Raw genomic sequence first — 21,330 nt, 5'->3', positions numbered from 1 at the left:
TATAACCCTTCCACTCTCATGGCAAGAGAATGTCTGCGACCTGTAGGTATTAAGCACCTATAGGTTAGATATCTAGCCCAAATGGCAACCACTCTATCCAGCCTTCCCACCCAGATAGTGATAGCGGATATCCTCATCATTTAGCAAGTCAGCAGCCTCGCCTTCTTTCACCAAACAACCGTTCTCTAACACATACCCCCGGTGGGAAATCCCCAAGGCTGCATAGGCATTTTGTTCCACCAGCAGGATCGATACCCCTAAGCTGTTTAGCTTCTGAATCAAAGCAAATATCTCTTCGACGATTAAAGGTGCCAAACCCAGGGACGGCTCATCCAACATCACAAATCGCGGATTGGCCATCAGTCCCCGGGCAATAGCCAGCATCTGCTGTTCCCCGCCGCTTAACGTACCGGCTAACTGGTTGGTCCGCTCACGCAGACGCGGAAATGTCGTCATCACCTGCTCCAGCCGTTCCTGCACTGATCTGGGACTCTGCTTGCCCATTTGCCCGAGGCTGCCCAGAAGCAAATTATCCATGACGCTTAACCCGCTGAAGAGCTGCCTTCCTTCCGGGATCAGGCACAGACCCCTTTTCACGATCCGATTGGCCTTCCAGCCGGTAACATCTTCCCCCTGGAAAACAACCTTTCCAAAGAGGGGCTTATGCAGACCCGCTACAGCGCGCATCAAAGTGCTCTTGCCCGCCCCATTGGCCCCAATCAAGGTCACGATCTGCCCCTCTTTTACGCTAAGCGAGACCCTCGTCAGGACAGTAACATTGCCATAGGCTGCCGATAATTTGTCAATGCTTAGCACTTTCCAACCCCCTCGTTCCCAGGTAAGCGGAAACTACTTCCGGGTTATTCTGAATATCTTCCGGTCTGCCATCGGCGATCTTTTTGCCGTAATTAAGCACAGCAACCTCATCAGAAAGGCGCATTACCAAGTTCATGTTGTGTTCGATCAACAAAACGGTAACCCCGGTTTCCCTAATCTTGCGAATCCTTCCTAAAAATTCGTTCGTCTCGCTGTCATTTAACCCGGCTGCCGGTTCATCTAATAACAGCAATTCCGGCTGGCTGGCTAAAGCCCTGGCCACTTCTAAAAGTTTACGCTGGCCCAGCGGCAGATTTCCTGCCAACTGCCCGGCGGCTTTAGTCAGTCCAACCATTTCCAAACAGGAAAGTGCTTTTTCCCTAACCAACTCTTCCTCGCGCCTTACCTTAGACGTCAACAAAAACCCGCCAACCAGTCCGGTTTTAGTCCAGCGGTGGCACCCTATTTTCACATTATCGAGGGCACTCAGCTTATCAAACAGGCGCAATATCTGGAAAGTACGAGCCACGCCGTACGAGTTTACCAGATGGGGTGGATACCCTGTAATATCTTTGCCCGCAAACTCGATCCTGCCCTCGTTGGCCGGGTATGCCCCTGTGATCAGATTAAACAAAGTGGTCTTACCCGCACCATTCGGACCAACCAAAGCCTTAATCTGCCCTTTACCCACGCGCAGGGTGACTTTGTCCACAGCCGGCAAACCGCCAAAACGCTTGCTGACCTCATTTATTGACAGAATGTCTTGCTTCATTGCCTATTTGCCCTCCCTCCGAATAGGTTTTTAACCGGAAGATGCGCTTTACTGACCAATGATAAACATAGACAAGCAAACCTGATATCCCCTTGGGAAAGAACACGATGGTCACAAATAATACCAAACCGTTAATTATAAGCTGGAACTGCTGCGTGAAAGAGACAAAGTCCGGCAGGAATGTGAGCAGGCCTACTCCGAGCAGAGGACCCCACAATGTCCCCGGTCCCCCTAAAGCAGTCATAACCGTAATATTAATCGAAGCTTGCATACCCACCATATCAGGGGAAATAAAACGCATGTAATGTACATAGAGGCTTCCGCTTAAAGCCGCCAAGCAGGCTGCCAACACAAAAGCCAGAAGTTTATAGCTACTGGTGTTTACGCCCAACATAGCTGCTGCCGTCTCATCCCCTGAAATTGCCAGCCATGCCCGCCCCACACGCACCGAAGTCAGATTTTTGAGAAGGAAAATAATGACCAAAACCAACCCTATCGTTAAATAATATAAAGGTACGCCGGTGGACACCGTCAGCCCGCCCACGGCAAAAAAGGGGATACCGGCCAGACCCGAAGGGCCACCGGTTAAATCACGGGAGTTGATCAATAATTGTTCCATAATCACACTGAACGCCAGGGTTGCAATCGCCAGGTGATAACCCTTTAGCTTCAGGACCGCTCTCCCAATCATGAGGGAAATAACCACCGTCAGGACTTGGGCAACTAATAAGCCATAAAGCGGGGACAATTCGAATTTCACAGCCAAGATGCCGGAAGTATAGGCCCCAATAGCCATAAAGCCAGCTTGACCCAGGGAAAGCAAGCCGGTAAACCCCATAAGTAGATCCATGCCCAAGACAGCAATCCCTAAGATAGCTGTAAGAGTAAGTAAGTTAAGGAAATGTTTCGATACCCCCAGGTAAGGAATAAGCAAGAGGGCAATGATGGCCAACCAGCCCCACCAAGCACCTTCGAGGACGTTTTTTCTTACCCTTTCATTCATGTTATCCTCTCCCTAAATCCTTTTACCACTCCCACTAAGGATACCGGTCGGCCTTACATAAAGAACGATAATCAGGAGAATAAAGGCCAGCAAATCCTTATACTGAGCGGAAATAAGCCCTGCCCCCAAGGATTCGACCAACCCAAGCACAACTCCCCCTACAATCCCACCCCAGATACTCCCCATCCCGCCTAAAGTGAGAGCTATGAATCCCTTCAGACCAATCATTGTGCCGCTGTCATAGGTCACAAACGTGATTGGAGTAATTACCGCCCCTGCTAAGGCACCCACTGCAGCACTGAGGGCAAAAGCGGCTGTCACTGCCAACCTAATATCAATTCCGACCAGAGCGGCCGCATCCCGGTTTTCTGCGACAGCCAAGATTGCCTTGCCTGCCATCGTCCGGTTGAAGAAATACCAGCTTAAGCCGGCAACCAGGGCCAACACTCCGATAACCCAAAACACTTGGGTCGCGATAACGGTCTGCCCGACTCTGACCGGCTGTTCACCCGAAAACGATGGGGCTGAAAGAGGATCCTTGCCCCATCCGATCATAGCAATCCCCTTGAACACAATCGAAACCGCCAAGGTCGCAATCAGAAGGACGGTCGTTGAGGATTTCCAGGCCGGACGGATAGCCAAACGTTCAAAGAGGACGCCGATGACAGCCGTAATGATAACTGCTAAGACAATTCCAATTCCCAGAGGAATTCCCCAGCCCGTAAAGCTGATGAGCAAGAGGGCTCCCCAGGTTAGAAACTCTCCTTGGGCCAGATTGATTACCTTACTGACATTGTAAATTATCCCCAAGCCAAGCCCTACCAAAGCATAGATACTACCACTGGTGACACCGGATATTACCATCTGCCACAAAGCATTCATCTGGCCTCATCCCCCCTGTTACTTTGCCAACAAGAATTGCTTCTCTTTGACCTGAAGTGTAACGGTATCCTTGCGTCCCGTTCCTCGATGATCATCGGCGGAGAAATTGAAAATAGCCGTAGCCCCAGGCTCGTTTTTCGTATGCTCCAGGAAAGCGCGCAGTTTTTCTTTATCCGGTCCAACCTGGCGCAAACCCTTAACAATCAGGTTCATCGCATCATAGGCCACGCCCGGGCCAAAATCCGCTTCTTTGCTATATTTGTTTTTATAATCCGCATGCAGCTTTTCATTTATTTTCTTTTGCGGGTCATTTTCTCCCAGGGACTTCCACGCAAAATCCTTGGTCGCCGGCATCAACAGGTTTTTCGGCGCAAATCCTTGAATCCCGTCCAAAAACGTGTATGATAGGTTACCGTGTGACACCACTAACGGAATCTCCAATCCAAGTTGATAAAAATTCTTGGCAACCACATTCACCAGTTTGCCGGTCATCCAGGCGATCAGGGCCTGGGGCTCCTTGCTTTTGATATTATTGAGCTGCACTGTCACATCCATATCAGTTGGGTTCACCCGTTCCAGTGCGACCAAGGTAAAAGCGGAGTCCTTGGCCATCCATTCTTTCAGGGAATCCACCGCTTCCTGACCGGTGGAATCAGTGGCTGCTAAGAGAGCTATTTTCGTGATTCCCTTGGCTTTGAAATAATCCAAGACAGTCTGCTGCATGATTTCGGTCTGAGCACTTGCTGCGTACATCCAGGGATTTTCCGGGCGGTACCCGCCGGAAAGGGAATACACTAACGGCCCTTGGCCCTTTACCAGGGGAGCAATCGCCTTACTCTCCGCGACCAAGGAAGGCCCGACAATGGCTACAACCCCATCCCCGATTAGTTTACCCGCTCCTTTAACCGCTTGTTCCGGACTGCTGGCTGTATCATATGGTACAATTTTCAGCGGATGTCCATTCACTCCACCTTCCGCGTTTACTTGTTCGGCTACCATGGTCGCGGCTTTGAGTTCTCCATCACCAAGCCAGCTGGCTGACCCTGTCTGCGCAGTGAGCACGCCAATAAGATAAGGCTCTTTACCGGCCGTATCACTTTGATTCGTGGCAGTTGGGTTAGCCCCTCCGCAACCGGACAGCATAATCAGAGACAGAATTAAAATCCACAGCAACACCATCTTTTTCCTGGTCATGAACAAAAGCCCTCCTTGTTTTTTAAACTGTTTAACCGTTTAACACTTCCGATTGGTCGCTGCCGGTAACAAAGGCAGTACCCCAGCGGCGGGTCAGGGTATTCTCAATGCCGAGCAGATCAAGTATTCTGGATACATGATGTTTGACCAAATCATCTAAACTGGCCGGATGATTATAAAAAGCCGGCATGGGGGGTACCATAATCCCTCCGGCCCGGGTAAGCTTAAGCATATTTTCTAAATGAATCTCACTGAGCGGGGTCTCCCGTGGCACAAGAATTAGGCGTTTTCTTTCCTTCAACATGACATCGGCAGCGCGCCCTATAAGATTATCTGCATACCCGTGTGCAATAGCAGACAGAGTTTTCATACTGCACGGAGCAATGATCATCCCGTCAGCCCCAAATGATCCACTAGCAATAGGTGCCCCCTGATTGCGATAATCGTGATAAAATGTAACCATCCTCTTTACCTGTTGCGGGCTGTATTTCGTTTCCAGGGCAATTGTTTTTTCCGCCCAAGGACTGATCACCAAATGAGTTTCACACTCCCCGACGGCATGCAACGCTTCAACCAGTTGCACCCCGTAGGTAGCCCCCGTGGCCCCGGAGATCCCGATGATGATACGCTTCATTTTAATAACCATCTCCTTCCGAATTAACTTAGTTGGTGCTCTTTATCCCGAATCTTCAAAGGTTTCTAGTATGACTTAGCGCGCAGGAAATAATTTCTATCTATTTAGCTTTAACCAGCAATTACCGTACCAAATTGATTAATCTAGTTCTCAAACGTCCGTTTTCCAGAGTGAGTGTTTGATAATGATACCTAAACGGTGAAACATCCTTTTAGAAACCAGATATTTTTTATCAGATAATGCAGACAATTCAGATATATCGGTGCAGGTATGAAACATCCTGTTTCATACCTGAAACCTTTCACGTAACAAGTAGTAGTTGAGCGCAAGCCATGTTCAAGAAATGAAACACATAAAAAGGAGGAAAATGAAATGAAAGAAAAAAGCACCGTGCACCTGCATGGGATCGTGCAATCGGGACTCAACCAAGCAATATTTTTTACACAGTTGGATTGGGTCAAAGAACAATGTGCCGGCTTCGCTGGGTTCACACCTATTCCCGGTACGCTAAATGTGCGGGTTGCAGGTTCAAGTGCACACCAGTGGCAAACTTTGGTTAGGAGCGGTCAGCTAATTCTTAATCCCCCTGTGCCTGATTTCTGCCCGGCTTTGCTCTTGCCAGGCCAAGTGTGCGGGGTTGAGGCGGCTGCTGTCATTCCCCTGATATCAGACTATCCGGCGGATCTCATCGAAATCTTAGCACCTGTTAAACTGCGCGAGCATTTAGCACTTAAGGACGGAGATGCAGTTGAAATCAGCTTCTGTAAACATCGCTTTGGCTAGCAGTTTCTGCAAACCTGCGGGGCGGCTGTCCAACCTTTTTCTTAAATACGGTCATAAAGTGTGAGCTATCCTGATAACCCACCCTTTCCGCTATCTCCTCGAGGGAATAATCAGTTGTGCAGATTAGCTTCTTCGCTTCCTCAATCCTCGTGTACGTAATGTAATTGTATAAGGTCAGGCCCGTCATTCTGTTAAATAAGCGGGCTAAGTGATAAGGGCTAAAATTAACTAAACGCGCTAAATCTCCTAATTGCAGCGGATAGCTGTAGTTATGCTGAACATACTTTTTCACTGCTTCTACGACCCGAAAAGCATCTTCATGGTAGTGGTGGATGACCAGTTGCTGCAAGTGCCCGACCACTCCGCGCATAAAATCATATATTTGCGTACAGCCCTTCATGCCCAGCATCTGCCCTTGGATCGCGGCCATATTATTCAAATAGTCTTCAGCTGGGATCCCGATTTGCAGACCTTTACGGGCAAAAACCGCCAAGAGCTTGAGCGCATATATCTTGAGCCAGTCTATGTCCTGGAATTCATTATATAGGTCCTTCAATAAATTCTCACAAAACGAAGTGGCAATTCGGATATCCCCGCCAAGGATTGAGATCCAGGCCTCCCTCTCCCTCTGAATTCTTTCTTTGCCCTCCGCCAGAACCGGGTCGCGTCCGCCTGTTTGCCCTAAGGGGATAGCTACTTCCTGTAGGCGTTTGTCCCGGGCGTAATGCCCTGGGGTAGTGCCTTCAAAGCGCTTAAATACCCTGATAAAATATCCGGTATCATGGAAACCAATCTGATTGGCAATTTCAGCCACAGAGAAGTCTGTACTATCAAGCATTTTCTTGGCTTCACATAATTTAACCTTCAGCAAAAACTCATTAAAACCTAAGCCTAACTCCGCTGCTAAAATGTGGCGCAAACGGGTTTGATCAACGCGCACAGCTTCCGCTACTTCTTGCACAGACAAATCCCGGTGAAAATTAGCCAAAATATATTTTTTGACTTTCACGGCCAAGCGCTCATTGTCCATCTGAACATTAACTGCCTGTAAGAGTGAGTTGGCTGTGCCCATAAGTACGCACTGCCACTGTTCAACTGCGCATTCCCATTCACCGGGTTCCTCTGTCACTGACGCTAACGCTAGATTCAATTCATTCAGAATCACGGGCAATGGTGCACCAACCTGCCACGCTTTATGATAGAGAACAAGGCAGGCCTGAATAAGCCAGGACTTTAATAAGTGCCGGTCACCGCCTGTAAGCAATATTAACTGACAGAAAAAATCGTTAACTGCAGTTTGGGACAAGGCTGACTCCCCAGCCAATATGTGTTTGCGCAACCGGTGTTCGAGGTTGACTGGATAACGATAAAGATTGGTGATGGCATGTGCACCGTGTCTGTTAGTTTTGCGCACGAATGCTTCCCCCTTTACCCCAAGTGCCAGGCACACGCATTTAAATATTCCCGCGGGTAACCGTATCCAGCAAGACAGGACGCTTTTGGGCTTTCACCACCTGAAGAACTCGTTCTAAGGCAGGCGCAAGTTGGGCTGGATCGGTTACAGGTCCCTCTGCATATACCCCAAAGGAGCGGGCTAACGCAGCAAAATCTACCTGTGGATCTTCAAGCAGAGTACCGATAGCAGCATTATGCTGGGAGCGGCCCCTCCTTGCTGCTACCTTGCTTTGGTGATCAACGGAATTATAATAGCCCCGGTTATTATCCATAATGATCAGCACCGGCAGCTTATAATGGGCAGCCGTCCACAAAGCTGAAGGGGTAAACAAGAAATCTCCGTCAGCCTGCAAATCCACAATGATAGTGTCTCTGCCCCTGTAAGCCAAAGCTGATCCTAAGGTAGCGCCCACCCCATAGCCCAACCCCGCGCCCCCACTCCCTCCCAACCACTGGTGCGGCTGCCGTAGTTCCCACAACCGCTGCACCCAACCCTTCAAAGAGCCATTTGCTAGTACATAATCCTCTTGCTTAAGGATCTCCCCGACCTGTAAAGCCAAGAAAGCTCTGGTGATATGATCCCTGTGGCCATCCCCCTGTGCCGTCATCAGCCAGCCGTCCCTCAGAGAACGATGGATCTCAGCCAACCGTCCCCGTTTCTCTAGCCGCCACCCTTCTTCGCGCCCGATTTTCTCTTTCTTTTCTTCGGTTAAATCCCGGCAAGCTCCGACCAAGGCGGGCAAAGCCTGACTTACAGAGGCACTTACAACCATATCCACCGGCTGGAATCGTTGATAGCCCTGGACCCAACTGTTCTTTTGCATCTCCTTAAGCCCAATGCTGATTATTTTGGCACCCGAAGGTATCAATACTGACCCGGTTGTCTGGGAGCCTTTACCTTCGTGCAGAACACCATAAAGATCATCAACTTCTAATGCCAATACCAAATCTGCCTTTTGCAAAACTTGAGTATTAAGTCCGCTCAGATTCAGCTCGTGCTCGGTGGGGAAATTAAGCGAACTCACTCGTTTTTGTGGTTCAATTACCGGCATAATGAGAAGTTCGGCTAATTGGATGAGCGCTTCAAAAGCCTCAGAATGGCGTCCTACCTGATCTGCGATTGCCACCGGATTGCTTGCTCCCACTAACAGGCGGGCGATCTCCTGCAAAACCTGCCCCGGAATCTGGGGAGGCACTGTCACTCCCGCCACTGCTGTGACTCCCGTAGCTGCCGTCACTCCCACTTCCGGTGCCAATACTCCCGCTTCCGGATCAAGAACCCCACTCACTTCCTGCTCCTGGATCCCAACATCAAAACAAATATAAACCGGCCCCTGCGGCTCAGCCACACTAATGTGGCGACCGCGTAGGAGCGATTCCTTCACTCCGGCCAGGCTATAGGGTTGATCATCCCATTTGACATAGTCCCTTACCAGATTACCCTGGACTAAAGCCGTGTGAATCCAGTCTATGCCTGGTCGTCTGCTGGAAGTATCCATGGGCCCGGTTCCCCCCAGCACCAACATCGGTACCCGGTCACACCAGGCATTAAATATTGCCATACTTGCATGCATTAACCCTACGATATTATGGGTAAGAACAGCCATAGGCTTGCCGGAGGCTTTGGCATAGCCGTGCGCAATCGCGACTGAAATCTCCTCATGGAGACATTCAATAATCTGTGGGCCACCCGTCCCTTGGCGGCTTACCAGGGAGTCATGAATGCCCCTGAAGGTCGCTCCCGGATTAAAAGCAACATAGTCAATGCCCATTTGGCTTAGGTGCTCTACGATCAGGTCTGAGCCATACCGATTGCCGTTTGGATCTACGCCATTCATTCCCTTCAGCCCTCCTAAATCAGCTGCCTATCCCGAAAAACGCTTTGGTGCATAGGTTGGAGTCTAAATGACTCCCGTCTTATCAAGATAATAATTCCATACCTTGTTGAACTGCAGTTCCGTCCAGATGCGGGGCCCTTCGGCCAACTCCTCTGCGGACAGAACCCTGGGTTCTCCCATGCTGTATGCGTGTACCAGATGTTCTGCATTGTCCTCGAGGTAAACCGCTGCCAGAAATACTCCCTTTACACTCTCGGCCGCCAAGGTCGCCCCATGCCCTCTGATAATCACTGCTTTTCCGGGGCCTAAGACGGCTGCCATCGCCTCACCGCGCTCCTTGCTGTTCACATGGCGGCAGTCATCATAGAAAGGAACCCTCGAGCCGAAGATGGCCCCATGATAAATTACTGGAACATACTCTTTGTTGGCGGAACTGAGCGCGACGGTATGAAACGGGTGGATATGACCCACGGCCAGCACCTCCGGGCGCGCACGATAAACAGCGGCATGAATCGCCACTTCAACGGGCGGACGTCCTTTACCCTCGATTACATCCCCATCAAGGTTTAATTTCAAGAGATCTCCCGGTTTAATACTGGATCTGCCCTGGTCCCGGGAATTAATAAATAGCTCATCTGTACCTGGAATCCTGGCGCTGACATGGCCACTGAAATCCATCAGTCCTGTACCTTCCAACAAGCAGATACAGGTAGCCACTTCCTGGCGCAGCAGGCTTTCGTCCATCACCCTACCCCTCTCTACATCAAAGTATCTACGGATATCAGATAAATATTAAGCGAACATCCTAAAGTGAGCCAAAGCGCAAAGATACCTGCGAAAGTTGTCAAAGATATCTCAAACTGGCTAGAACGTAGCCCGTAAAAGTACAGTGAAAAGCACATAATCAAATATCCCCATACCTACTGCCACCAGGGCTGACTGACGCCAAGACCGTTCCCCTTCAGCCTTGATAAACAGAAGCAGCCACACCGGCACCGTAATTAGATAGCTTACAAAACGGAGCATTACTACAAAAGCAATCAGCCAGAGAAGCAGCCGTACTAACTTTAAGTTTTCCTTAAGAGAAGCGTCACTTTCGGAGACAGGCTCCGTCTCCTTTTCCGTACCACTATCTGTCACTGCGCCCTGGTCCTGCTCAGAAATCTTCCCTGCAGATCCGGTATTTGTAAAAAATCCTTTCTGCCGCATGAAGCCCATCCGTTTCTGCAAAGACGGCACATTCTCACCTAATAGAAGCAGCATTGCCAGAATAAACATCACAACACTAAGAATCTCGGGAATAAAGCGGGCACGGGGATTATAACTCCAGGATACGAAGAACATAGCCACACTGAGCACCAATAAGAAGAGCTCGAAAATGGCATTACCCTTAAGCTTCATACCTTACACCCTCCTTACGCGCTCGGCGCGCTTTGATGAAAGGCACAACCAGCATCACGACAGTGACTAAAAATATTCCCAGGGAAATCGGTCGCATAAAGAAACCTTGCCAACCCATGCTGATAATAGTTTGGTGATAGGTCTGCTGCAGCATGGTGCCCAGCACCAGAGCAATGACCAACGGCACTCTGGTAAAGCCGAATTTATTCATGAAGTATCCGATCACCCCGAACACCAGAGCCAATATCACATCATCCAGGATCCCGTTAGTGGCATAGGCACCCATTAACGCCAAGGCGAAAATTACGGGCGCGATCAGCTTGACAGGAAGAAATGTCAGCTTTGCCAAATACCTAGCTCCCAGAATTCCAAGTATCCCGGCCAGGACATTGCTGGCCACTAAAGCAAAAATCATGACATAGACAATCGTCGGATTATCCAAGAGCAGCTTGGGCCCAGGCTGCAGGCCATGTAAAATCAAAGCGCCCAAGAGAACGGCTGTTTCAACGCTTCCCGGAATTCCAAAGAGGATGGTCGGCACCATCGCGCCCCCATCTTTGGCGGTATCTGATGCCTGAGGAGCAATTACACCCCTGACATCTCCCTGACCGAAATGGGGATTGTCCTTGGTCGTTTGCACAGCGTGCCCATAAGCCAGAAAATTAGAAACCGAACCGCCAACACCCGGAATGATCCCGATAATTACTCCGATGATCGAACAGCGGATAAACAGCCACCGGTGCTTAAAAGTTGCCATAATCCCTTCCCAGACTCCACTGCCGACATTACCTATCGCTTTGCTGCCGGCATTCAGCTCTTTGCCCTTAATCATCATTTCCAGGCTTTCAGAAATAGCGAAAAGTCCGATCAGGGCTGGGACTATCTTAATACCATCGTACAAGTAGTCAATCCCCAGGGAAAATCTTACTGAGCCTGTGACCGGATCATAGCCGATGGTGGAGAGCATCAGCCCCAAAACCCCGGCTGCCAGGCCCTTCCAGATCGAGCCCAGTGAGACCACCGCAATGACTGAAATCCCCATCAAGGCCATCATAAAATATTCCGGGTAGGAAAAAGCCAAGACCACCGGCTTGCCCAGAGGAATAAGGACAGCTAAGACGATGACCCCGAACAGGGCACCCATCACAGAGGAGCTGGCACTGGCACCGAGGGCATAGCCTGCTTTCCCCTGCTTGGTCAAAGGGAACCCGTCGAATGTTGTCGCTGCATTCTGGGGTGTGCCCGGGGTATTGATCAGAATCGCACTGATTGAACCACCAAAGGGAACGGCACCCATGGCCCCAATCATCATGGCCATCGCCTGATTGGACGGCATGCCAAAGGTTACCGGAGTTAAGAGGGCCAGAGCCTGGGCACCCCCCAAGCCCGGGATAAAGCCAAAGAGCATGCCCAATAGTGCGCCCAGGGCCATGAATAACGGGCTGGGCCAGGCCAGAAATTCCGCTAAGCCTTGTAATATATCGACCATACACATAACCTCCCACTATACAAACCTTAGGAAACGGAGGAACAAGAGGAGCCGGAAGGACATTCCGGCTCACCTAAATTGAGGAGGGGAAAACTACTTCTGATGTTCCGCAACCAAATCCTTATACTTGGCAAATATCTTGAGGGAATCTTCGATAATCTTCGCAGCCTCTTGATCTGTGGCCGGATGGGCCGGCTGCCCGAATTCATCCATTTTCTTTATGACGTCGGGGTCTTTCATCGTCTGCTGGAAAGCATCCCGCAGAATTTTGGCTACTTCGGGTGGAATTCCCGGCGTCCCACCTACCAGATAATCCGCTTTGACCACATTCAAGAGTTGGCTGTACCCTACTTCTTTAATGGTAGGAACATCAGGAAGTGCTTTATGGCGCTCCGGGTAGAAAATGACGATTGGATTTAATTGCTGTGAATCTACTACAAATTTTTTCAAAGTGGGATAAGGATACTGGACATAATCCACATCTCCACGGATTGCAGCCATCACAGCCTCTGAGCTCCCGGGATGCGTAACATACTTGGCCTTAATCCCCATTTCCTGCAAGGCAATTAATGATCCCAAGCCCGCCGTGGAGGAAAGCCCGACTACTCCCACTTTTACTTCGTCGGCTTTTTTCATGTCCTCGAGGCTCTTAAACTTGGATTTGGGCGAAAGCGCGCCCACATAAACCGTGTCTGTGACCCGGCCGATCCAGGTCATTTTGTTCAAATCATAGTTTGTACCCATGATCTGATTGACCACATTGCCGGGAATATTGAAGATGCCTATGGTGTAGCCGTCCGGTTTCGCACGGTCAAGTTCTCCGATGCCAATATTCCATTCTCCGCCCGGGACATTTTTAACGATAATATTTACAGGTTTTGGCAGGTACTTCGGCATATACTGGGCCAAAAGACGGGAATACGTGTCATACCCCCCGCCCGGGGAAACCGGCACAATGAAGGTAATATCCTTCGTAGGAAAATCAACGGTTTTTCCCGCCGTGCCCGCGGTATCTTTGTTGTCTTTATTAGCAGTGGTACTGCCACATCCGGCAACCAGCAAGAGTATTAGAATAAGTAAAACCGCCACTGCTGTGTTTTTCCGGAACCTTCTTGAGGTGAACATTTTATACCCCCCTCACTCTAATTTAATGTCTAAGACCCTATTTTTATCGGACTGACCCGACAAAAGTTACTTGATTGACCTAAATGAGTCCTACAGCGTTCGATATTTCCAAGCGAATCCCTTCGCAGCGATGAATCAAGGTGCGACTTTGAGTGTGGAAAAGCAGACGCCATCAACACGTTAGTCCATGGAGGGACTAACGCCGCGTGTGTCACGATGACACAACACGCGGTTACGTTATTCTTTAACGCTTTGGCGGCTGCCCGCAGTCAAACAAAGCACATTCCTTTTTTTACGCTGTAGACGAACAGTCCGGTGGAGTGTTCGCCGGAAGAGACTGACTCCAAAGAATACTCAGGATTGAGTGGGAAATTCGAACGCAATTTAGGGGAAATTAACTAACATCCTAGCCCAGTAAGTATCCGAATTTCTCACGGGCTAATTTAGCCAGTTCGGGGCTTGGGTAATTCACCCGCGGAAATTCCTCCCGCCACTCCCACGGTCTGGTGGCATCGATAACGGCCCGGGAATTCGTGTGATTTCCTTGGACTTTTTGTTCAGGAGATATGCGGGGATCAAGCGGCGTGCTCCAAGCCCGCTTGATGATATCAATTGACTCCGCGGGGTCGGAACGGGTGGACATGGCCCAGATCACCGCCCCCAAGTCCGAAGGATCTATGTCTTCATCAACCACTACAATATATTTGCCTGCGTACGCCCCCACGTGGCACATGGCGGCGATGTGTCCGGCCTGGCGGGCGTGGCCAGGGTAGCGCTGCTTAATTGACACGGCCACGAACATCCGCACCCCGCCAACCTCATGCGCCCAAGCCCCAACGATATCCGGAACCCCGGCCTTTTCCAACTCTTCTTTCAAGAGACCGGAGCGCACGATGGAGCGATAACGCACCAATTCATCCGGGGGACGGTTAGGCGGGCTGCCCAAAATAATCGGGTTGTTGCGGTGATAGATCGCTTTTACTTCAATCACCGGCTCCTCGCGTTCCCCGCTGGCATAATAACCGGTCCACTCCCCGAACGGTCCCTCCATCTTTTGCACGCTGGGATAGGCAAATCCCTCCAGGACAATCTCGGCGTTGGCCGGGATGGGCAGACCGGTCACCCTCCCTTCGATTACTTCGTATGGCTTGCCACGCAGGGCCCCGGCCAGTTCATACTCACTCGTTCCATAGGGCACCTCATTACAGGCCATCAGGTAAAGCAGGGGATCACCCCCCACCACTACAGCAACCGGGCAAGGCTGATTGCGGGCAAAAAACTTATCCCGGTGAATCCGTCCATGTTTGCCAGGGGAAATGTAGAAGCCCAAATGCTTCTCATCGTGTACCATCACCCGGTAAGTACCAAGGTTGACCCAGTTTTCATCAGGGTCAATCGTAATGTCATAACTTCCGGTGCCAATATAGCGACCACCGTCATGTTCATGCCAGAGAGGAGTTGGAAATTTCAGAATATTAATGTCGTCCCCCATCAAGACATTTTCCATGACCGGCCCGTTTTCTACCACTTTATTGGGGATCGGTGTCAGACTCTTCATCCTGTCATTTAAGGCAACACTTAGTTCCACCTTACTCATAGTGGTCGGAAAGCCGAACGTCATGTTCATGCGTTTGTCGCCAAAAGTATTGGTAATGACCCGATACCCGGGTTCTACTCCTGGAATCTTGTCAAAGACAACTGCCGGTGAAGGGGAGGAATGGTGCAACATTTCCGTAGCCATCCCGATATCCTGCTCCCACGTGGCTCCCTCCACAACCTTTAGTTCTTCCAGCTTTTTAGCCTGTTCAATCCACTCCCGTAAGTCCTGATACGTTATCTCACTCTTGATGTCGTTTTTTGCGGTTTCCGTCATCCCTGCAAGCTCCTTTCCTTTATTTGAATTTTAAGACTTCCCTTCATCTGGGAAATCGCGATGCGTAAATTAGTTTTGTATTAAGTCCTTAAATCCATAGAGATCAGCAGCAGCCATTACCCGTTCGCGGTGTTCCAGCGGTGGGATAGCCAATGGCGGATAGCTATGTTTCTTGGTGGCATCGATCAAAATTTTGGATCCGCTAGCCCGTTTATGGGTGAGCTGCGGTTCGTCTGCCGGAGCTGTCGACGGATCAAGACGCACGGACGCAGTGTCCGGCACAATCATACAATCTTTGGCAGGCTGAACCCGGAAAGACATCGCCCAGTCAACTGCAAAATCATCCCAGATATCAATGTCATCATCGACAATCACCGTGAATTTCCCCAAGGTGGGATCAATGGCCCACGCGCCCCAAGCCACTTGTTTGGTCAAGCCTACGGAACCTTCCTTTTTAACAGAAATCACCAAGTAAGCGGCGGCCCCGCCACTTTCCTTTAAGCGTACGCCCTGCACCGGTAAATGCAGATCTTCTTTCAAGCCCTTGAATAGACCGGCTTCCCGACCTACACTGCGGATCAAACTGCTCTCGCTCGGCGGCATCTGGCTGATAAACGCCTGATAAACGGGATTGTTACGGTAGGTAATAGCCTTAATCTTAATCTCATACGCATCCCCATCTGGTCCCATGTACCCGGTGTATTCACCAAACGGCCCTTCATGCACGAGGGTATTCGCCTCAATTTCTCCTTCGATCACGATCTCGGCCGTAGCCGGAACTTCGAGATCAGATGTTTCGCACCTCACCAGTTCTACCGGCTTGCCACGCAAACCACCGGCGATCGCGTATTCACTGACGCCATACATAATGCGGGCAACCGAACACAAGCCTATGGTCGGGTCAGTCCCGAGGACAATCGCTACCGGGGTTGGCTTTCCTAAACGATTATGCATATCCACATTCCGCCGCCCATGTTGGTGGAAGTTCATCATACAGCCGACGCGATCGGAAGCTTTAACCTGAACGCGATAAGTCCCGACATTGATTACCCCTGTTTCCGGGTCCTTGGTCACAACGTACGGAGACGTCAAGTACGGACTTGGGTCTTCCCCCACCGTCCACACCGGCACCGGAAATTTAAGCATATCAATGCTATCCCCGGTCAGAATGTTTTCCTTGCATGGACCGGTCTCCACTAAAACAGGCTCGACCGGATTATTCTGAGCTTCCGTCCAACGCCTACTAATGTTGTTTACTTCTGTCTCCAAGGCCAGAGCGTATACCGCCCGGGACGCCCCCAAGACTCCAGCCACTACCGGAATGTTAAATCCCTTTACCTTATCGAAAATGATTGCCGGACGGCGCGCAGAGGGCACCTTTTGGAACAACACCCGGGCAGCAGCCGCTACCTCCCAGTCCTTATCCACTTCCTTGGAGACACGGTGAAGCAGGCCATTTTGCTCAAGTGCCTGCAGGTATTCACGTAAATCCTTATATGGCATTTCATTCCCTCCCTCCCTCTCTCAGAAATAAGCAATAGTTGTACCAAATACGAGTTTTTTCATGTGAACTGCTCACTTTAGGCTCCGAGTTGTCAGTATTAACAAGCAAAAGGTAAAGCCGACCCGCACTTCGGTGCAAACCGGCTAACTCAAGAGCATTGATCCTATTTCACTACTGAAACATTGGGTTTCATTACCCGAACAATAACCTGGCAAATGCGGCTGCGTACATTCATTCTACATTTTTCGCTTTCATAACCTGAACACTTTTCTCTCCTAAAAGCCTTTGGGCAAGCTGCCTTGCCTATTTTTAAATAATAGTTACTTACGGTTAAGGTGCTGCCCTCAACTTTAATTAGTTTAGCCGTACTTATCCCCAGCGGATTGGGTCTCTGTTTCGTACGCGAAGCAAACACGCCAATCTCCGGCATATCAGAACGGCCGCGCGGCCTGCGCACTAAATCGTGCTCCGGTGTAAACTCTGCCTGGTGCATATAGAATACAACGATTACATGTTTAAATTCGTTCAGCCCCTTAAGGCCAACTGTCATTTCTTCTTTAAGATGAATCTTAGATACCACTTCTCCCCAAGCTTCCCGCTTGAAGTCTGTGATAGGGGAACGAACAGTGCCAATTGGCGCAAGTATTATCCCAACTTTTCACCCCCAATCCCTGCCTCAAATTTCTGTTTCACTCAGGCAAACACTCAATTTCCAGCCCCGACAGCCTCTCCCACCTCTAAACTTCCGACTTCTGACTTCTGACTTCTGACCTCTGGCTTCCCGCTTCTCACTTCTGATTAGCGATCGCGATTATCGAATCTTCGATCTGCTTATATCCGGTACAACGGCAGAGATTGCCGGCGATCGCGGCCTGGACTTCCTGGCGCGAAGGAGCCGGGTTCTCATCCAATAGAGCCTTGGCTGACAACAGCCAACCTGGGGTGCAAAAGCCGCACTGCACGGCACCGTGCTCAATCGCCGATTCCTGCAACGGATGCAGTTCCCCTTCCTTTGATAACCCTTCAATCGTAATAATTTCCTGACCTTGGCAGCGAATGGCCAAGGTCATACAACTTAAGGCGGGTTCCCCATCGATAATAACCGTGCATGCCCCGCAGGCTCCCGAATCACACCCTTTCTTCGTGCCAAACAAGCCCAGTTGGTCCCGTAAGACATCGAGTAAAGTCTGATTCACTTCGATATTTAGTTCATGACTGTCCCCGTTTACGTTGAGAGTGATTTTTTCCATGTGGCACCTCCTACTGTCCGGCCAAGTGCAGAGCTTGCTGCATAGCTGACCTCACATAAATTCTAACCATTTCTTTACGGTACTTCGGAGTAAAATCGCGTAAATTGTTAAGGGGATGGGCCTCAGCATAAGCCTGTTCTGCCAATTCGTTAATTTCTTCCTCGCCAATTTTGTGCCCTTGTGCCATGTCTTTTTCAATGAGCAGAGGTTTTTTCTCCACTCCCGTAAGCGCTACCCCAATTTTCTGCCCTGCACCTGCTGCCCTGACGCTGACCGCTACGCCCAAAGCCGGATAATCTATGCTTTTGCGCACGCGCAGCTTGAGATAGGCCGCTCCGTCGGAGATAAACACCGGAGGAATCATAATGTGGGTGAGCAATTGTCCGGGTTTAAGGGTAAGGGGGCGTCGGCCGTGACCGGAATATAAGTCTGACAGGGGCATGATGCGCTGTCCTTGACTATCCTCTATCTTAATCTTTGCTCCCAGGGCTAGAAGCACGGGTGCTAAATCACTACAGAACGTGGCCCAGCATTTTGTGCTCCCTTTGACCGTATGGCAAACATCCCCTCCTGCTTTCAAGCAGAGTTCCAACCCTTTTTTCGATAAGGCCGACCGATTGTAATAAAGGCAAAGACTGTCCTGACAGAGATTCCCACCCACAGTCCCCATGGCCTGGATTTGAGCTGTGGCCACTTCCAAAGCAGCCTGGGCCAGAACCGGGTAAGTCTGTTTGACGACCTTGCTTGCGGCTAAATGCCTTAGAGAAACCATCGCTCCAAGGGTAAGTCCCTCTTTCGTGTCGTAACGAATCCCATCAAGCCCGGGTATACCCCTTAGGTCAACGAGATATTCCGGACGCTTGAGACTTTCCTTAAGGGGCTGCATCAAGTCTGTCCCTCCGGCAATTGCCACAGCCTTTCCGCCCATTTCCTCCAAAATGCTGCATGCTTCCGCAAGGGATCGTGGGGCAATATAATTAAACTCCGGCAGTTTCATTTATTCTCCCCCTCCCCTTTTTCCTGTAAAGCCGCCAGTATCTTGTCCGGAGTAATGGGCAGGCTCTTGATTCGGATGCCGACGGCATCATAAATAGCATTGGCCAAGGCCGGGGGTAGCGGTACATTGGTCGTTTCCCCCACTCCTTTGGCGCCATAGGGGCCGTCTTGATGCTCCTGTTCGATAATGATCGGCTCCACTTCGGGCATATCCACGGCAGTAGGCAATTTGTAACTAAGAAATGACGGATTGAGGACATTGCCTTCCTTAAATTCATAGTTTTCATAGGCTGCGTATCCCAAGCCCATGGACACGCCCCCCAGGATCTGTCCTTTGCAGTTGTCCGGGTGAATGGCTTTCCCGGCGTCATGGGCAGCAAATACTTTTAAGATCTTGACCTCGCCGGTCTTGCGGTCCACTTCCACCTCGATCCCATGAGTTCCCAAGAGCCAAAAGACCACTTGGGAAGAAAAATACGTTTCCTGCCCTTCCGGCATCTCCGGGAAATAGTAGCCCCGGCCAAGCACGGTGCCACTGGAACCGTAGCTCTTGCCCAACACTGCAGCCACCGGCATGACCTTCTCCGGATTTTCCTTAACCGAGACTTTGCCTTCCGTGAGCATTAGATTAGTCGGGTCCGCAGAGAGCAGCTTGCCCGCAAGTTGCAGGATTTGCTGCCTCGCATCTGCGGCTGCCATTTTAACGGCGTTGCCCATGTGGAATGTGGAACGGCTAGACGTGGTGGAAGCATCATACGGAGTATAAGCGGTATCGGGAGTCGCTTTTCTGACCGTATTTAACGGGACACCCAGTTCTTCCGCCACAATTTGCCGGAGAATCGTCTCAGAGCCCTGGCCCACTTCCGTGGTGCTGCTGAGGATATCAACAGTCCCATCCTCATTAATCTTGACAAACGCCGCCGAGCCAAAAGGAGTCTTGACAGCACGCTCCATGCAGGCTATCCCCCGACCCTGATTCGGACCTAAGGATTTGCTGTTCCACTCCATCTTGGATGCAACTTCCTGCAGACATTTTTTCAAGCCTTCTGCATGAATGGTTTGTCCGGTCGTGGTATGAATATCCCCGTCTTCATAGGCATGGCGCAGTCTGAGTTCCAAGGGGTCAAGAGCAAGTTTATCTGCGATAATATCCATTTGCGATTCATAAGCCCAGGAAGTCTGAGGTCCGGAGTACCCGCGCATAGCCCCGGCCACTGGGGTGTTGGTGTAAACCAAATAGCCGTCAATTTTAACATTCGGGATGTTATACGGTCCAGCCGAGGAGATTCCGCCAAAGCGGGAAACTGTCGGCCCTTTTTCCGCATACGCACCTGTGGCCCAGTAGGTCGTGACTTCGCGGGCAAGAATCGTGCCGTCATTTTTGACACCGGTCTTAATCTTAATCACTGACGGATGGCGTACGATGGAGGAACAGAATTCCTCTTCCCGGGTATATATCACTTTGATCGGAACATTCCTCATTTTCCAAGCGAGGGCAATGGCACAGGCTTCTGCTTTCAACCCGCCTTTACCACCGAAATTCCCTCCGGCATATGGTGCGCTGATCACTCTCACTTTGGTCATGGGAATATGCAGCGCATCCGCGATCTCGATCCGGCAGCGGTAGGGAGAGTCATTATTGGTCCACAGGCTGAGATGATCATCTCGGTCCACTTGGCAGATGGAGCCGTGGGGTTCAATGCTGCAATGCTGCTGGGCCGGGGTGGTAAAGGTGTCTTCAAAGAGGTGGTCAGATTCGGCGAAACCTTTATTCACATCCCCTTGCCCGAACTGGACGTGATTTATGATATTGGTGCCTTTAACCGGTTTGACCAAAGGCTTTCCTTTGTACGACTCCATCTCTTCATGAATGCGCACAGCCCCTGGTATGGCGGCCTCAACCGGATCAAAGAGAGCAGGCAGTTCCTCGTACTCAACCCTAATTAGGCCAATGGCCCTTTCCGCAGTCTCCTCATCAACCGCCGCCACCGCCGCTACACCTTCCCCCATGTACCGGACCTTGCCCCGGGCCAACAACGGTTCATCGGGGAAAGATTCTCCATGCAAGAAAGGAAGTTCCTCACCGGTGACTATTCCCTTAACACCTGGCAATTTCTCCGCCTCAGTGGTATCAATCCTTAAGATGCGGGCATGGGCATATTGGCTGCGCAAAACCTTGCCATAGAGCATGCCCGGGAGTCTCATATCGTCAATGTAAACGCCCTTGCCTCTCACTTTATCTCTGGCATCCGCACGGAGCGGGGACTTACCTACTACTTCGAAAGATTGGTTTGGGTTCATAGTGGCCTCCTTTC

General features: G+C 50.5%; 19 protein-coding genes. 1 reads left to right on the top strand and 18 read right to left on the bottom strand.

Annotated features, from left to right (window positions below; translation table 11 throughout):
• Nucleotides 1-93: 93 nt before the first annotated feature.
• The 6 genes from ACYQ2N_RS17645 to ACYQ2N_RS17620 are packed head-to-tail and all read right to left on the bottom strand — an operon-like array spanning nt 94 to nt 5,301.
• Complete coding sequence (locus ACYQ2N_RS17645) at nt 94-816, bottom strand: ABC transporter ATP-binding protein (RefSeq protein WP_460000736.1); 723 nt, start codon at nt 814-816, stop codon at nt 94-96.
• On the bottom strand, nt 803-1,588 hold the full coding sequence (locus ACYQ2N_RS17640) for an ABC transporter ATP-binding protein (protein ID WP_460000735.1): 786 nt from the start codon (nt 1,586-1,588) through the stop codon (nt 803-805). Before ACYQ2N_RS17640 ends, ACYQ2N_RS17645 begins: the two co-directional genes overlap by 14 nt.
• Nucleotides 1,560-2,591 carry a branched-chain amino acid ABC transporter permease gene (locus tag ACYQ2N_RS17635; RefSeq protein ID WP_460000734.1) on the bottom strand — a complete coding sequence of 344 codons (1,032 nt, stop codon included), beginning with the start codon at nt 2,589-2,591 and terminating at the stop codon, nt 1,560-1,562. The genes ACYQ2N_RS17640 and ACYQ2N_RS17635 overlap by 29 nt, the downstream gene beginning before the upstream one ends.
• A gap of 12 nt (nt 2,592-2,603) precedes the next feature.
• Entirely contained in the window at nt 2,604-3,473 is an 870-nt protein-coding gene (locus tag ACYQ2N_RS17630) for a branched-chain amino acid ABC transporter permease (protein ID WP_460000733.1), read from the bottom strand.
• 18 nt (nt 3,474-3,491) lie between these two features.
• Nucleotides 3,492-4,667, bottom strand: a complete 1,176-nt coding sequence (locus ACYQ2N_RS17625) for an ABC transporter substrate-binding protein (RefSeq protein WP_460000732.1) — start codon at nt 4,665-4,667, stop codon at nt 3,492-3,494.
• Nucleotides 4,668-4,698: 31 nt separating this feature from the next.
• Nucleotides 4,699-5,301 (bottom strand): UbiX family flavin prenyltransferase, encoded by a 603-nt coding sequence (locus ACYQ2N_RS17620; protein ID WP_460000731.1) that lies wholly within the window; start codon nt 5,299-5,301, stop codon nt 4,699-4,701.
• A 372-nt stretch (nt 5,302-5,673) separates the two neighbouring features.
• On the opposite strand from ACYQ2N_RS17620, the gene ACYQ2N_RS17615 reads away from it, so the two are divergent.
• Nucleotides 5,674-6,084 (top strand): DUF120 domain-containing protein, encoded by a 411-nt coding sequence (locus ACYQ2N_RS17615; protein WP_460000730.1) that lies wholly within the window; start codon nt 5,674-5,676, stop codon nt 6,082-6,084.
• Here ACYQ2N_RS17615 and ACYQ2N_RS17610 read toward each other — a convergent pair.
• The 12 genes from ACYQ2N_RS17610 to ACYQ2N_RS17555 form a co-directional block, all read right to left on the bottom strand.
• Nucleotides 6,056-7,498, bottom strand: a complete 1,443-nt coding sequence (locus tag ACYQ2N_RS17610; RefSeq protein ID WP_460000729.1) for a helix-turn-helix transcriptional regulator — start codon at nt 7,496-7,498, stop codon at nt 6,056-6,058. The two genes, ACYQ2N_RS17615 and ACYQ2N_RS17610, sit on opposite strands and share 29 nt — an antisense overlap.
• Before the next feature lie 40 nt (nt 7,499-7,538).
• A complete protein-coding gene (locus ACYQ2N_RS17605) occupies nt 7,539-9,377 on the bottom strand; it encodes a thiamine pyrophosphate-binding protein (protein ID WP_460000728.1) in 1,839 nt (612 codons plus the stop codon).
• 63 nt (nt 9,378-9,440) lie between these two features.
• Entirely contained in the window at nt 9,441-10,121 is a 681-nt protein-coding gene (locus ACYQ2N_RS17600; protein ID WP_460000727.1) for a class II aldolase/adducin family protein, read from the bottom strand.
• 120 nt (nt 10,122-10,241) lie between these two features.
• Complete coding sequence (locus tag ACYQ2N_RS17595) at nt 10,242-10,778, bottom strand: tripartite tricarboxylate transporter TctB family protein (RefSeq protein ID WP_460000726.1); 537 nt, start codon at nt 10,776-10,778, stop codon at nt 10,242-10,244.
• Nucleotides 10,768-12,267, bottom strand: a complete 1,500-nt coding sequence (locus ACYQ2N_RS17590) for a tripartite tricarboxylate transporter permease (RefSeq protein ID WP_460000725.1) — start codon at nt 12,265-12,267, stop codon at nt 10,768-10,770. Before ACYQ2N_RS17590 ends, ACYQ2N_RS17595 begins: the two co-directional genes overlap by 11 nt.
• Before the next feature lie 93 nt (nt 12,268-12,360).
• On the bottom strand, nt 12,361-13,392 hold the full coding sequence (locus tag ACYQ2N_RS17585; RefSeq protein ID WP_460000724.1) for a Bug family tripartite tricarboxylate transporter substrate binding protein: 1,032 nt from the start codon (nt 13,390-13,392) through the stop codon (nt 12,361-12,363).
• 406 nt (nt 13,393-13,798) lie between these two features.
• Nucleotides 13,799-15,265, bottom strand: coding sequence for a UbiD family decarboxylase (locus tag ACYQ2N_RS17580; protein ID WP_460000723.1), 1,467 nt, complete (start codon nt 15,263-15,265; stop codon nt 13,799-13,801).
• Between the two features lie 69 nt (nt 15,266-15,334).
• Nucleotides 15,335-16,768, bottom strand: coding sequence for a UbiD family decarboxylase (locus ACYQ2N_RS17575; RefSeq protein ID WP_460000722.1), 1,434 nt, complete (start codon nt 16,766-16,768; stop codon nt 15,335-15,337).
• Between the two features lie 164 nt (nt 16,769-16,932).
• Entirely contained in the window at nt 16,933-17,349 is a 417-nt protein-coding gene (locus ACYQ2N_RS17570; RefSeq protein WP_460000721.1) for a TrmO family methyltransferase domain-containing protein, read from the bottom strand.
• A 208-nt stretch (nt 17,350-17,557) separates the two neighbouring features.
• Nucleotides 17,558-18,019, bottom strand: coding sequence for a (2Fe-2S)-binding protein (locus ACYQ2N_RS17565; protein WP_460000720.1), 462 nt, complete (start codon nt 18,017-18,019; stop codon nt 17,558-17,560).
• Between the two features lie 10 nt (nt 18,020-18,029).
• Entirely contained in the window at nt 18,030-19,016 is a 987-nt protein-coding gene (locus tag ACYQ2N_RS17560) for an FAD binding domain-containing protein (RefSeq protein ID WP_460000719.1), read from the bottom strand.
• The gene (locus ACYQ2N_RS17555; RefSeq protein ID WP_460000718.1) at nt 19,013-21,316 is read right to left on the bottom strand and encodes a xanthine dehydrogenase family protein molybdopterin-binding subunit; all 2,304 of its coding nucleotides are present in this window, start codon (nt 21,314-21,316) and stop codon (nt 19,013-19,015) included. The genes ACYQ2N_RS17560 and ACYQ2N_RS17555 overlap by 4 nt, the downstream gene beginning before the upstream one ends.
• Nucleotides 21,317-21,330: the final 14 nt, after the last annotated feature.

This window comes from Paradesulfitobacterium aromaticivorans (genome assembly GCF_054657415.1).
This window is presented reverse-complemented; position numbering and strand designations above follow the sequence as displayed.